Genomic DNA, 13,958 nt, shown 5'->3' with positions numbered 1-13,958 from the left:
GCCGACTGTCACCGTACGCCACGTCCACCTGGAGTCGGATCCGTTCGTCCTCGTTCCGCTCACCATGGCCGGTGAGGCATGCGCACCGCTGGCCATGCTCGCGGGCATCGAGCGCTCCTCACCAACACTGCTGACTGTTCATCAGCCACGGGACCGGGCCGAGAGGTTCGGATTCGCCGAGCGTCTTTCCGAGCTCGTGCTTCCCTACCTCGCGGCGCTACTGGCCGACACGGAGAGCTACCTGGCCGGGGCGGCGAAGGAGGAGCGGCACCGGGCGCTGCGCGGCCCTCAGTTGATCGTCCCCAACGGCGGGGGCATCGGATGGCTGGGACGACTCGGACGCCTGACCCGGCTACGGGCCACCGACGGACCGTTCGCCGTTTCGTCCGATGTCGTCCTGCTGGGCAAGTGGCTGACCTGGTTCAAGGACCGATCGGAAGTTCCGGGCACCGCCGTCCTGATGGCCATGACCCGTGTGCTGACCGCGCACTGGGCCACGGGCCAGAGCAACGCCGAGGATTCCCACCTGGCCTCGGTCCTGGCCTGGATCGATCCGCCCGCCGGCCGGAGCGGCGCCGCTGCCGCCCGGGACGCCGAGGATCCCGCCCTCTGCCCACCGGCAGGCCCTTCCACCGATCCGGTCTTCGACGCCACGACCTTGCAGAGCCTGATGACCGGCTACGACGAGGCGACCAACGACCGGGCGAGGAAGGCCTTCGCCCGAGAAATGGACCGGGAGCTCAAGGGGCAGATGTTGCCGACCTGGGACGCGGTCTGGCGCGGGATCGAGTTGTTGCGCGGGCTTCCCGAGGGCGGCCATGTGACCGACCGCCGCCGACGGGACCGAGCGGAGTTCTCCGCCTACGGCATGTACTTGATCGAGGACGGCCGACCCCAGGGCCGCCGCGACCAGGCGGTGGGGGCGGCCCGCAGACTGGCCCAGGTGGAGGAGGCCGAGCAGCTCCACCAGGTGGAGCGGGCTTTCGACGATCCCCTGGTGATGGCCGAGTACGAGCTGAGCGGGGAGGCGTTCACCGGTGTGGTCGTCGACCGGGCCCCGGACCGACTCGACGATTCCGGCGCACGTCCCAAGCGCCGGCCGACCGTCACCCTGCGCGTTGGTGAGCTGCCGCGCATCGAGGTGGGCGCCGTCGTCCGCTCCCCCGCCCGCCGTGCACAACCGGCCGAGGTCGTGGCGATCGCTGCAGCCGGCGCAGGCGATTTCGATGTGCTGCTGGAGATCACCGGCGGCCTGGGACGCGGATACCGGCAACCGCTGCCGCCCGGTGCGGTGCCCGAGCTGGGCGAGGAGCTGACCTTCACCACGCTCGATCCGACCCGGCAGCCTTCACGGTTCCCCGCCACCGAGAACACTCCGTGGACCCACGGTGGTCCGCCGCAACCGTACGAACCGACGGCCGACGACGCCGAGGAGGTCTGGGCATGACCGCTGTCGCGAGCACCGGCCCTGCGCCGGGCGTGCGTGCCGACCTGGCCGTCGCCGGAATCCTCGCCGAGCTTGACACGGGTACCGGGCGCGGCGTGGTCGTGGACTCTCCGCCGGGGGCGGGCAAGTCGACGCTGGTCGTCCGCGCCACGGGCCATCTGGCTGCTGCCGGAAACCAGTTGATGATCGTGGCGCAGACCAACGAACAGGTCGACGACCTCACCGACCGGATCGCCCGCGACCACCCCGAGCTGCCCCTGGGCCGGCTGCACAGTTCCACGGTCGCACTGCCCGAGCGGGTCGTACGGCACCCACAGGTCAGCGGGAGTACCCGGATCCAGGCGTTGCGGCACCTTCCGGTCGTGCTGTCGACGGCGAAGAAGTGGTCGTACGTCAGCCCGGAGACCTGCGAGCCGTGGCGGTGGGCGATCGTGGACGAGGCCTATCAGATGCGGTCGGACGCCCTGCTGGCAACCGCGCCGCTGTTCGACGGCCCGGACGCACGCGTGCTGTTCGTGGGTGACCCCGGGCAGCTCGACCCGTTCTCCACCGTGGAGACCGACCGGTGGCGCGGCCTGAGCTGGGATCCGCTGCTGAACGCGGTGGACGTCACCCTGGCTCACAGCCCGGACCTCGCGCGGCACCAACTCCCGGTGTCCTGGAGGCTTCCCGCGAACGCCGCACCGCTGGTGCAGGAGTCGTTCTACCCCTACTACCCGTTCGAGTCCGGGACCGGTCCCGGGGAGCGGAGGCTGAGCTTCGCCACCTCCGCCCACCAGGCGTCCCCCATTGACGACGTGCTGAGCCGCGCCGCCGATTCCGGGTGGGGCCATCTGGAACTGGAGGCCCGCCACACCCCCGACCACGACCCCGAGGTCACCGAGGCTCTGGCCGCCACCGCCGCGAGGCTACTGGAGCGCGGTGCGCTCGCCGATGGCTCCCCGCTCTCGCAGGACAGGATCGCCATCGGCGCGGCCCGCACCCTCCAGGTGAACGCCGTCCGACGGGCGCTCGCCGAGCGAGGCCTCGACCGGATCACCGTGGACACCGCGAACCGCCTCCAGGGACGCGAGTTCGACGTGACCCTGGTGTGGCATCCGCTGTCCGGACGGCGGGATCTCAGCGCCTTCCACCTGGAGGCCGGGCGCCTGTGCGTGCTGCTGTCCCGGCACCGCTACGCCTGCATCGTGGTCGCCCGGGCCGGAATCCGGGACGTCCTGGACCGGCATCCGACCACTCGGCCCGTGCACCTGGACGTGAAGCCGAAGTTCCCCGACGGCTGGCGCGCCCACCAGAGCGTCATGGCCCACCTGGAGCGAGCCGAGCACCGGATCAAAGCGATCTGACCGTAACCGTATGGCGGCGCGCCTCACACGGCTGCGCCGAGGAGAGAGCCATGGAAGACAGTACGACCGGACGTCCCGCCGAGAGCCTGTCCGAGGCCGCGAGGACCGTCTGGGCCAAGTACGAGAAGGACGACGGCGCCTGGTTACCGCTGTGGCGCCACATGGGTGACAGCGGCGACGTCGCCGGCTTGCTGTGGGATCACTGGCTGCCCGGCCAGGTCCGTCGGCTCGTCGCCGACGCAATGCCGTGCGGAGAGGAGGACGCCCGGCGTCTCGTGGTCTGGCTGGCCACGACCCACGACATCGGCAAGGCCACGCCGGCGTTCGCCCGCCAGGTGAACGCCCTCGCCGAGCGAATGCGGGCGACCGGCCTGATGATCGGGCCCAGCCACCTGCTGAACGCCGAACGGAGAACGGCACCGCACGGGCTTGCCGGCCAACTGCTGCTCCAACACTGGTTGGAGGAACGGCACGGGTGGCCGCGGCCCTCCGCGGGCCAGTTCGCGGTGGTGGTCGGTGGTCACCACGGCACGCCACCGGACCATCCCCAGATCACCGCGCTCAGGGACCGGCCCGAGCTGCTGCACGGCACCGGCCCTGCGGAGCAGCCCTGGCGCAGCGTCCAGGACGAACTCCTGGATCACTGTGCGGACCGCGCCGGCGTGGCTGACCGGCTCGCGGACTGGCGGCAGGTGAAGCTTCCGCAGACCGTCCAGGTCCTGGTCTCCGCCATGGTGATCGTGGCGGACTGGATCGCCAGCAACCGGGACCTGTTCCCGTACCTGCCGTCCGAGAACTCCGACGGCACGGGCAGCGACTGCGCGCGGGCCGAGGCAGCCTGGAAGCGGCTGGGGCTGCCTGGCCCGTGGCGGCCGACCCAACCACCCGCCGATCCCGTGGAGTTGTTCGAGACCCGGTTCGACCTGCCTGACGATGCGGAGCTGCGGCCCGTGCAGGTCGCGGCGGTGCGCATCGCCCACACGATGGCGGAGCCGGGGCTGGTGATCATCGAGGCCCCGATGGGCGAGGGCAAGACCGAGGCCGCCCTGGCGGCCTCCGAGGTCTTGGCCGCCCGTACCGGTGCAGGCGGCGTGTTCTTCGCCCTGCCGACCATGGCCACCAGCAATGCGATGTTCCCGCGCCTGTTGAAGTGGCTGGACCGGCTGCCTGCGTGCGACGGACAGCGCCTGTCCGTCCTGCTGGCCCACTCGAAGGCCGCGCTGAACAAGGACTTCGACCGGCTACGGTCAGGCCGGACACGGTCCGGTCCCGTCGGGGTGGAGATCGACGGCGAACGGGACCTGCCGCGGCCGGGAGCGAGCGCCCGGTCGGCACCCACCGAACTCGTGGCGCACCAGTGGCTGAACGGCCGTAAGAAGGGCATGCTCGCGTCTTTCGTCGCGGGCACCATCGACCAGTTGCTGTTCGCCGGGCTCAAGAGCCGCCACCTCGCTCTGCGCCACCTCGCACTGGCGGGGAAGGTCGTGGTGATCGACGAGGCGCATGCCTACGACGCCTACATGAACTGCTACCTGGACCGCGTTCTGGAGTGGTTGGGGGCCTACCGGGTCCCGGTGGTGGTGCTCTCCGCGACACTGCCCGCTGCGCGGCGCTCGGAGCTGGCCGCCGCGTACGCGGGTGCCTCGGCCCAGGCTTCGGAGTACGCCGCTCTGGCTGCGGCCGACGGGTACCCGCTGATCACCGCGGCCGCCCCGGGCCTGTCCCCCGTGCAGGACGGACCCGATGCCTCGGGCCGGGGCACGCAGGTCGTGGTGGAACGCCTGACAGATGACCTCGACACGCTCACCGACCGACTGGCCGTAGAGCTGGCCGACGGCGGGTGCGTGCTGGTGGTCCGCAACACCGTCGCCCGTGTGCTCCACACCGCATGGGCCCTGCGCGAACGGTTCGGGGCCAAAGCCGTCACCGTCGCCCATGCACGCTTCGTGGATCCCGACCGGGCGCTGAAGGACGCGGACCTGCTGACCCGATTCGGGCCGCCCAAATCCGCCGGCAAGGCCCGTCCGGCCGGCCACATCGTGGTGGCCAGCCAGGTCGCCGAGCAGTCGTTGGACGTGGACTTCGACCTGCTGGTCACCGACCTCGCGCCGGTCGACCTGCTGCTCCAGCGCCTCGGCCGCCTGCACCGACACCACCGGGAGCACCGACCGGAGAGGCTGCGGACCGCACACTGTCTGGTGACCGGCGTGGACTGGGACAGCCCGGTGCCTGCCCCGGTGCCGGGGTCCCGAAGGGTGTACGGCCTGTACACGCTGCTGCGGTCGGCCGCCGTGCTCCAGCCGCACCTGGACGGCGAGACGCTGAGCCTGCCAGAGCACATCAGCCCGCTCGTCCAACACGCGTACGGGCCCCGACCGGCCGGGCCGGCGCACTGGGCCGAGGCGCTGGACGAGGCCCGACAGCACGAGGAGAAGCAGCGGGCCGACAAGGAGGACCGCGCTGGGGTCTTCCGGATCGCCGCCGCCGCCCGACACGGGCGCCCGCTGACGGGGTGGCTGTCAGCAGGGGTGGGCGATGCCGACGACACCCGGGCCGGTCGGGCCCAGGTCCGCGACAGCCAGGAAAGCATCGAGGTCATCGCCGTGCAGCAGCTGGCCGACGGCTCCCTGCGCACGTTCCCCTGGCTGGAGGACGGACGCGGCGGACTGCCCCTGCCACAGGATGCGGTACCGGCCGGCCGCGCAGCCCGGGCGGCCGCAGCCAGTGCACTGCGGCTCCCTCTGGAACTGTCCAACCCCGCGACCATCGACCAGGCGATCGCCGAGCTGGAGCGGTTCTGCCCGCCCGCCTGGCAGTCCAAGGACAGTCCCTGGCTGGCCGGAGAGCTGATCCTTCCCTTTTCGATCGACGGTCGGGCACGGCTGGCGGGGTTCGCCCTCTCCTACAGCCGGTCCGACGGACTGGAGGTACACCGTGACGCGTGACGACGGGCGAAGCGGCCCGGGTTCCGCGCCGCCGTTCGACCTGACCGTGGAGCCCTGGCTGACGGTCCAGCTGTCGGCAGGTGGGGAGCAGGAGCTCTCGCTGCGCGAGGTGTTCGCACAGGCCGACGCGATCGCACGGTTGTCCGGAGACGTGCCCACGCAGGACTTCGCCCTGCTGCGACTGCTGCTGGCCGTCCTGCACGACGCGCTGAAGGGGCCCACGGACGTCGAGGAGTGGGCGGAGCTGTGGGAGTCGGCGGACCCGTTCGCCGCCGTGCCCGGGTACCTGGACGAGCACCGTAAGCGCTTCGACCTCTGCCACCCGGCCACGCCGTTCCTCCAGGTCGCCCGTCTCAGCAACGGAAAGGACGAGACCTTCCCGCTGAACCGCCTTGTCGCGGACGTACCCAACGGCGATCCGTTCTTCACCACCCGCTTCCCCGGTGTGGACCGGCTGTCGTTCGCCGAGGCGGCACGCTGGCTGGTGCACGCGCACGCGTACGACACCGCCGGCATCAAGACCGGCGTGCTGGACGACCCACGGGCCAAGGGAGGAAAGGCATACCCGCAGGGCACCGCCTGGGCGGGCATGCTCGGGGGCGTCAGCGCCGAAGGCACGTCACTCAAAGAGACCCTGCTGCTCAACCTGATCGCCACCGAGGACTTCCCGCCCCCCGGCCGCGCACCGGACCTCCCGGCGTGGCGGCGTGAGCCGGACGGCCCCGGCGAGGGCGACCTCCGCCACCGTCCCACCGGACTGTGCGACCTGTACACCTGGCAGTCCCGGAGGGTGCGGCTCCAGGTCGATCACGAGGGCGTCTTCGGTGCCCTTCTCACCTACGGCGACCCGCTCGTTCCCCGCAACCAGCAAAAGCTCGAACCGATGACCGGCTGGCGGCGCAGCCGGGCCCAGGAGAAGAAGCACGGCGCGCAGTTGGTCTACATGCCGCGCGAACACGACCCCGAACGCGCCGCCTGGCGCGGCCTGGCAGCGCTCCTTGGAGCCGAAAGTCGTCCCCAGGAAACGGGTGCGCGTGGGGAACCGGCGGAGGCCCTGCAGCCGGGACTCGTCCACTGGCTCGCCCGGCTGCGCAACGACGGCGCGCTGTCCGACGAGACGACGGTGCGGTTCAGGACCTACGGCACCATGTACGGAACCCAGCAGTCAGTGGTGGACGAGGTCGTGGCCGACGAAGTGACCATGCCGGTCGTCCTCCTGGGCGAGTCCAGCCGTCGCTTGGGCATCTGCGCCGTGGACGCCGTCGCCCATGCCGACAAAGCCGTGGACGCCCTCGGCTGGCTCGCTCACGACCTCGTGCTCGCGACGGTCGCCAACGACAAGCGTCGGGTCCAGGGCAACGACCGGACGGTGGCGGAGATCTCGCAGGACCAGATCCGCGACCGCGCTTACGGCGAGCTGGACGGACACTTCCGCACGTGGCTGGCCGCCATCCGGCCCGGCGACGAGGTCCAGGAGCTGAGCACGGTCTGGCAGAGGACCGTACGCCGGGAACTCCTGCGCCTCGCCGACGAACTGCTGGCAGCAGCCGGGGACCAGGCCTGGACCGGACGGACGGTGAAGCTCAAGGACGGCGGTGAGCAGTGGATCAACTCCGCTTCTGCCGAGCGGCGTTTCCGCATCGCCCTGACCAAGGCCCTACCGCATACCCGTCCGGCCCCGCCCGCTGCCGTCTCCGACGGCGCCACGACCTCCGTACGCGTCGACTGACCCGAGAGGCTGTACATGACCCTCATTCCTCCCCAGAGCGGGGAGCGCATCACCTCCCTCACCGTGATCGGCACCACCGCCGGCGACGAGATCGCACGCCTGCAACGCGGGTACCTTGACGGCCGCTCGGCAGCAACGGCCGCCCTGGCCCGGCTGCGGCGCGGCGCCGGACGGGACGCCGCCGCCGTGCCCGACCTCTGGGGCCTCCTCGACCTCGAGCCCCTCCACGAAACGGACGGCCTGCACCAGACCCGGGCGGAGGACGCGCTCTACACCTCACTGACCCTCTGGTCCGTGCACCAGCAGTCCCAACGAAGCCCGATGCACCGTCGCGGGCAGGAATTGGGCGCAGCCGTCCGCCGGCTGATGAAGCCGGGTGAGATCGACCAAGCGATCCTCAAACGCTTCACCCGTGCCGGCACCGCGCCCACACTTCCGCTCCTGGCGGTGCGGCTGCGCGAGATCGTCACACTCCTGCGCCGCGACGAGATCGGTCTCGACTATGCGCTGCTCGCCGACCAGCTCTACCGGTGGCAGTTTCCCGGCGCGTCCGATGAAGTCCGGCGAGCCTGGGGGCGTTCCTTCAACGCGCACCGGCGGAGCGACGAGGCGGACGGTGCGGTCGCGGCACCGGACGATGCCTCCACCGCCGTCCACTGACACACCGAACGTCCGCTCATCCCACAGATCCCATCCGAGGGAGCATCATGACCAGCCGGACCATCGTGGAGATCCACGCGCTCCAGACCGTTCCGCCGAGCAACATCAACCGGGACGACACCGGGGCTCCGAAGTCCGCCGTGTATGGTGGCGTCACCCGCGCCAGGGTCTCCAGCCAGGCATGGAAGCGCGCCACCCGTGAGCACTTCAACAAGGCACTCGACCCGAACGAACTGGGTGTTCGCACCAAGCAGGTCGCCGAACTCCTGGCGCAGCGGATCGCCGCCAAGCGCGAGGACCTGACGGGGGCACCGGCCACGGCCCTCGCCGTCGAGGTCCTGCAAGCCGCCACCGGAGCGAAGATCGAGCCGCCCCAGAAGCGCAAGAGCGCCAAGTCGGCCGAAGGCGATGACGCGGTCGCTGAGGCCCCGCCGCAGGCCTCCTACCTGATGTTCCTGAGCAGCCGCCAGCTCGACGGCTTGGCCGACCTCGCCATCGAAGGCTCGGCCGACATCAAGGCCTTCCTGAAGGCGAAGGAGAACAAGGACCGGCCGAAGCAGACGGCGAACACCCGGCATTCGGTGGACATCGCCCTGTTCGGCCGGATGGTCGCCAACGCCACCGACATCAATGTCGACGCGGCTGCCCAGGTCGCCCACGCGCTGAGCGTGCACCGGGTGGAGAACGAGTCGGACTACTACACGGCCGTGGACGACCGCAACGCCGCCGACGAGAGCGGCGCCGGGATGATCGGCACCGTCGACTTCAACTCGGCGACCCTGTACCGGTACGCCGCGGTGGACGTGGACCGCCTCCAGGACAACCTGGGCAAGGGCCTCGACGAGGACACCTCCCCGGCCACCCCCGTACGGCGCGCCGTCGAGGCGTTCCTGGACGGGTTCGTCTCCTCCCTGCCGACCGGCAAGATCAACACCTTCGGGAACCACACCCTGCCGGACGTCGTGATCGTCAAGCTCCGCTCCACCCGCCCGATCAGCTTCGTCTCCGCCTTCGAACGCCCCGTGTCCACCGACGGATTCGGCGGACACCTGGAACCCGCCTGCGAGCGCTTGATCGACTACGTCCCGGAGATCGAGCGTGCCTACGGCGCCGAGGACACGGCCACTTGGGTCCTGCGCGTAGGCCCTGCCACCCGCAAGATCGCCGACCTCGGCACCGAGGTCGCCGGCATCAAGCAGCTCACCACCGTGGTGGGGGCGGCCGTCGCCGAGCGGTTGGAGAAGCACGGATGAGTGTCCTGACACTCCAGCTGGCCGGCCCCCTGCAGTCCTGGGGGGCCACGGCCCGCTTCTCCCGCCGGACCACCGAGAACGCCCCGACCAAGAGCGGGGTACTGGGCCTGCTCGCCGCCGCCCTCGGAATCGCTCGGGACGCCGATCTGGGAATCGCCGAACTCGCCCGCCTCCGGTTCGGCGTGCGCATCGACCAACCCGGCACCCGTGTGAGGGACTTCCAGACCGCCCACGACCTGGACACCGATGAGTCGATGCCCCTCTCGGAGCGCTTCTACCTCGCAGACGCCGTCTTCGTCGCCGCCGTGCAAGGCGAGGAAGGACTCGTGGAGCGACTGTACGAAGCACTTCGCCACCCCGTGTACCTGCCCTACCTCGGACGGCGGTCCTGTCCACCCGCCCGACCCGTCGAACTCGGCACCCACCCGGGCGACGACCTCAACGGTGCCCTCAGCGCCGAACCGTGGCGGGCCGCCGAGTGGTACCAGCGTCGGCGCAACCGTGAGCAGGACATCTCGCTGACCCTCCTCAGCGACGCCCCGGCCGATGCGAAGTCGTCCGGGTCCTCAGTCCGCGACCAGCCCCTCAGCTACGACCCCCGGCACCGCCGGTACGCACTCCGCCCGGTCCACACCTCCAGCGTCACCGTCCACAACCCGCATGCCCGGGCACCTCGCAGCATCCCGCCGCACGACCCGACCAGCCACCTGGACCTCGCCTGATGTACCTCACCCGATTCCGGCTCAACGCCGCGCGTCCCGGCACCCGGCGGCTCGTCTCCTCACCGCAAGTCCTGCACGCAGCGGTGATGTCCTCCTTCCCCGACCTCCTGCCCAGCACGACCGACCAGCCACGGGTGTTGTGGCGCCTGGACCGCAACGCCGCCGCCGAACTGCAGCTGTACGTCGTAAGTGCCGGCCGCCCCGACCTGACCCACCTGGTCGAACAGGCCGGCTGGCCTGCGGCCGCGGCCTCCGGCGCCCCCGGCTGGCAGACGTACGGCTACGGGTCCTTCCTGGACAAACTCGACAAGGGCAGCACCTGGAACTTCCGGCTGACGGCGAACCCCGTGCACAGCGTCCGCGTACGCGACGGCCAGCCGGCCAAGCGAACCGCCCACGTCACCGCCGGTCACCAGATCAGCTGGCTGCTCGACCGTCAGGAGGCAGGGGGCTTCCACATCCAGGAGAAACCAGTGGAACGCCGGCACACCGAGCACGGGGACGCCCACCAGGTCCTGGTCCGCGACCAGCGGTCGCTGGAGTTCCGCAAGGGCGGAGGCAAGCAACCCGTCACCATCAAGGCCGTCACCTACGACGGCCGGCTGGAGGTGACGGACGCGGACGCCCTGCGCAGGATCCTCACGCAGGGCCTGGGCAAGGCCAAGGCCTACGGCTGCGGGTTGATGACGCTGGCACCCGCTCAGTAGGCCCTCGGCCCCTCGGATCCACCCCCTCGGTCGCATCACCCCTCAGGAGAACACACCCGTGAGCGCCGGTCGCAGACCCGCAAGCACCCCATCGGAGCTGGCCCGTGTCGGCGACCGGCTCTCCTTCGTCTACCTCGAACGCTGCCTCGTCCACCGCGACGCGAACGCGATCACCGCCGAGGACGCCGAAGGCACCACCCACATCCCGTCCGCAACGATCGGCACCCTGATGCTCGGGCCCGGCACCCGCATCACCCACCAAGCCATGAGCCTGCTGGGCGAGACCGGCACCGGAGTCACATGGGTAGGTGAACACGGCGTGCGCTACTACGCCGGCGGCCGAGCCCTCTCCCGCTCGGCCGCCCTCGCCGAGGCACAGGCCCACTGCTGGGCCAACCGCCGCACCCGGCTCGACGTCGCCCGGTCCATGTACCGACTCCGCTTCCCCGACGAGAACGTCGACGGACTGACCCGGCGCGAGCTCCTCGGTCGCGAGGGCCGACGCGTCAAGGACTGCTACCGCAAAAACGCCGAACGTACCGGCATCCCCTGGCGCGGTCGCCGCTACACCCCGGGCGACTTCACCTCCGGCGACCCCGTTAACCAGGCCATCACGGCGGCTGCCCAGGTGATGTACGGCATCAGCCACGCCGTGGTCACCGCTCTCGGCTGCTCTCCGGCACTCGGGTTCATCCACTCCGGCCACGAGCTGTCCTTCGTCCTGGACGTCGCCGACCTCTACAAGACCGAGATCGGCATTCTGGTCGCCTTCGATGTCGCCGCCTCCGCCCCCGACGATGCCGGACCGTCCACCCGGCGCACACTGCGCGACCGGATCCACCGGCTGCGCCTGCTCGACCGCGTCGTCGACGACATCAAGGGCCTACTGACGACAGACGGTCACCACCATGAGATGACCGTGGCCACCGACATCGACCGGGTGACCGTGCAGTCCGACCACGACGCCCACCTGGCAGCCGGCTTCAACCAAGACGACGGAGCGGCCTGGTGACCGTCATCGTCCTGACCAACTGCCCAGCAGGATTGCGTGGCTTCCTCACCCGCTGGCTTCTGGAGATCTCCGCCGGGGTCTTCATCGGCACCCCGTCCGCTCGCGTCCGCGACCTCCTGTGGACCGAGGTCCAAGCGTACGCAGGCCAAGGCCGAGCCCTACTGGTCCACAGCTCCGACACCGAGCAGGGATACACCTTCCGCACCCACGATCACTCGTGGCAGCCCACGGAACACGAGGGCCTCACCCTGATCCACCGCCCCGCCACACCTCCACCAACCACTGCTACCAACCCGAAGCCCGGCTGGAGCAAAGCCGCCAAACGACGCATGGCCAAACGCTAACGCCGATCAACCAGCAAGAGAGCCTGCCACATGAGCAACATGCCCGAACTTCCCGACCTGCTGGAAGTGGTCGAAAACAGCGCTGCTTCCTGACAAAGTCCCAGGTCAAGAAGACTGCTCCCCGCCCGCGCGGGGATGGTCCCTGGAGCCGTGGCAGTGCCCGCCCTTCACCGACCTGCTCCCCGCCCGCGCGGGGATGGTCCCTACTCCTTCGGCCAGATTCCCGCCGGCTACGTCTGCTCCCCGCCCGCGCGGGGATGGTCCCGACGTCTGACTGTCCTGGAGCGGCGGCGGGTACTGCTCCCCGCCCGCGCGGGGATGGTCCCCAACGACGTGCCGTACGACCGGATCCGGTCGCTCTGCTCCCCGCCCGCGCGGGGATGGTCCCCGACGCGCACGTCGACACGCTCGGCGCACTGCTCTGCTCCCCGCCCGCGCGGGGATGGTCCCCCACACCCGTCGCACCTCAGCCGTACGACCACCTGCTCCCCGCCCGCGCGGGGATGGTCCCTCAAGTCGATCGGCGCCGAGGAGCCGGTGAAGCTGCTCCCCGCCCGCGCGGGGATGGTCCTCCGTTAGACGTTCGGCTGACGGATGGTCGGGGCTGCTCCCCGCCCGCGCGGGGATGGTCCCTCCGACTCCGGAGCCTTTATCTGCTTCTCCTGCTGCTCCCCGCCCGCGCGGGGATGGTCCCTCCTGCAGGGCCGTGCGCACTACCTCCGCGCCCTGCTCCCCGCCCGCGCGGGGATGGTCCCAACACCACCCCGGCCACCAGTACCGCCAGGCCCTGCTCCCCGCCCGCGCGGGGATGGTCCCGGAACGTCAATCCCATGAAGCCCTAGCACCCTCTGCTCCCCGCCCGCGCGGGGATGGTCCCCCGGCCGACTCCTGGCGGCCCGGATCGAGCCCCTGCTCCCCGCCCGCGCGGGGATGGTCCCGCCCACCACGGCGTCCACGCCGTGCCCGTCGACTGCTCCCCGCCCGCGCGGGGATGGTCCCGGCCGCGGCGTGGACCTGTGCCATGCTGCGGCCTGCTCCCCGCCCGCGCGGGGATGGTCCCGGTGCTGAACCCCCCACCAACCCACGGGCCGTCTGCTCCCCGCCCGCGCGGGGATGGTCCCTGGAGATCGGTGATGTCGTTCTTGATGGTCTTCTGCTCCCCGCCCGCGCGGGGATGGTCCGTAGTTGCCGCCGCGGGGGCGGGTCTTGGCGTGCTGCTCCCCGCCCGCGCGGGGATGGTCCCTCGGTGGTGTTGCCGTAGCGGGCCCAGAGGATCTGCTCCCCGCCCGCGCGGGGATGGTCCCGCGCGGCACAACAGCGCATGCGCCGGATCGTCCTGCTCCCCGCCCGCGCGGGGATGGTCCCGGCCCCGAGGGACGCTCGCGTGGGCCCATCTCCTGCTCCCCGCCCGCGCGGGGATGGTCCCGGGGCTACGGCGGCGAAGGCCCTGCAGACCGCCTGCTCCCCGCCCGCGCGGGGATGGTCCCGATCGCGTTTGCCGACCGACTGTCACCGGGACGCTGCTCCCCGCCCGCGCGGGGATGGTCCCAACGACTGGCAGTTCACCAACTGGTCCACCACCTGCTCCCCGCCCGCGCGGGGATGGTCCCGAAGTACAGCCGCACACCGACGTACGCGGCCACTGCTCCCCGCCCGCGCGGGGATGGTCCTGCCATGGACGACATGTTCGCCGCCTCTCTCGCCTGCTCCCCGCCCGCGCGGGGATGGTCCCAGCCCGCTCGCCTACCTGCGGCGCAGGCTCGCCTGCTCCCCGCCCGCGCGGGGATGGTCCC

General features: G+C 71.0%; 10 protein-coding genes and 1 CRISPR repeat array. All 10 genes read left to right on the top strand.

Annotated features, from left to right (window positions below; all coding sequences use genetic code 11):
* The first annotated feature begins 64 nt into the window (after positions 1-64).
* Positions 65-1,447, top strand: coding sequence for a hypothetical protein (locus tag ACFV04_RS29220; protein WP_380533602.1), 1,383 nt, complete (start codon positions 65-67; stop codon positions 1,445-1,447).
* Positions 1,444-2,793, top strand: coding sequence for an AAA family ATPase (locus ACFV04_RS29215; protein WP_380533600.1), 1,350 nt, complete (start codon positions 1,444-1,446; stop codon positions 2,791-2,793). Before ACFV04_RS29220 ends, ACFV04_RS29215 begins: the two co-directional genes overlap by 4 nt.
* 50 nt (positions 2,794-2,843) lie before the next feature.
* Positions 2,844-5,738 carry a CRISPR-associated helicase Cas3' gene (gene cas3, locus ACFV04_RS29210; RefSeq protein ID WP_380533598.1) on the top strand — a complete coding sequence of 965 codons (2,895 nt, stop codon included), beginning with the start codon at positions 2,844-2,846 and terminating at the stop codon, positions 5,736-5,738.
* Positions 5,728-7,467, top strand: coding sequence for a type I-E CRISPR-associated protein Cse1/CasA (gene casA, locus ACFV04_RS29205; protein WP_380533596.1), 1,740 nt, complete (start codon positions 5,728-5,730; stop codon positions 7,465-7,467). The genes cas3 and casA overlap by 11 nt, the downstream gene beginning before the upstream one ends.
* A 63-nt stretch (positions 7,468-7,530) precedes the next feature.
* Positions 7,531-8,127, top strand: coding sequence for a type I-E CRISPR-associated protein Cse2/CasB (casB, locus tag ACFV04_RS29200; RefSeq protein WP_380533594.1), 597 nt, complete (start codon positions 7,531-7,533; stop codon positions 8,125-8,127).
* A 47-nt stretch (positions 8,128-8,174) separates the two neighbouring features.
* Positions 8,175-9,380, top strand: a complete 1,206-nt coding sequence (cas7e, locus tag ACFV04_RS29195) for a type I-E CRISPR-associated protein Cas7/Cse4/CasC (RefSeq protein ID WP_380533592.1) — start codon at positions 8,175-8,177, stop codon at positions 9,378-9,380.
* Positions 9,377-10,102 (top strand): type I-E CRISPR-associated protein Cas5/CasD, encoded by a 726-nt coding sequence (cas5e, locus tag ACFV04_RS29190; RefSeq protein ID WP_380533590.1) that lies wholly within the window; start codon positions 9,377-9,379, stop codon positions 10,100-10,102. The genes cas7e and cas5e overlap by 4 nt, the downstream gene beginning before the upstream one ends.
* On the top strand, positions 10,102-10,809 hold the full coding sequence (gene cas6e, locus ACFV04_RS29185) for a type I-E CRISPR-associated protein Cas6/Cse3/CasE (RefSeq protein ID WP_380533588.1): 708 nt from the start codon (positions 10,102-10,104) through the stop codon (positions 10,807-10,809). Before cas5e ends, cas6e begins: the two co-directional genes overlap by 1 nt.
* A gap of 58 nt (positions 10,810-10,867) precedes the next feature.
* Positions 10,868-11,821, top strand: a complete 954-nt coding sequence (gene cas1e / locus ACFV04_RS29180) for a type I-E CRISPR-associated endonuclease Cas1e (protein ID WP_380533586.1) — start codon at positions 10,868-10,870, stop codon at positions 11,819-11,821.
* Positions 11,818-12,165: a type I-E CRISPR-associated endoribonuclease Cas2e gene (gene cas2e / locus ACFV04_RS29175; RefSeq protein WP_380533584.1), complete on the top strand. Its 348-nt coding sequence runs from the start codon at positions 11,818-11,820 to the stop codon at positions 12,163-12,165. The genes cas1e and cas2e overlap by 4 nt, the downstream gene beginning before the upstream one ends.
* 114 nt (positions 12,166-12,279) lie before the next feature.
* Positions 12,280-13,958: a CRISPR direct-repeat array (repeat unit 28 nt; unit sequence CTGCTCCCCGCCCGCGCGGGGATGGTCC).

Origin of the sequence: Kitasatospora sp. NPDC059599, from assembly GCF_042735125.1 — a bacterium.
In the GTDB taxonomy this organism is placed as follows: domain Bacteria; phylum Actinomycetota; class Actinomycetes; order Streptomycetales; family Streptomycetaceae; genus Kitasatospora.
This window is presented reverse-complemented; position numbering and strand designations above follow the sequence as displayed.

Coding starts and splice junctions, on each gene's coding strand:
- cas3 (WP_380533598.1), top strand. CDS start 2,844: ATGGAAGACAGTACGACCGGACGTCCCGCCGAGAGCCTGTCCGAGGCC.
- ACFV04_RS29220 (WP_380533602.1), top strand. CDS start 65: ATGGCCGGTGAGGCATGCGCACCGCTGGCCATGCTCGCGGGCATCGAG.
- cas6e (WP_380533588.1), top strand. CDS start 10,102: ATGTACCTCACCCGATTCCGGCTCAACGCCGCGCGTCCCGGCACCCGG.
- cas5e (WP_380533590.1), top strand. CDS start 9,377: ATGAGTGTCCTGACACTCCAGCTGGCCGGCCCCCTGCAGTCCTGGGGG.
- cas7e (WP_380533592.1), top strand. CDS start 8,175: ATGACCAGCCGGACCATCGTGGAGATCCACGCGCTCCAGACCGTTCCG.
- ACFV04_RS29215 (WP_380533600.1), top strand. CDS start 1,444: ATGACCGCTGTCGCGAGCACCGGCCCTGCGCCGGGCGTGCGTGCCGAC.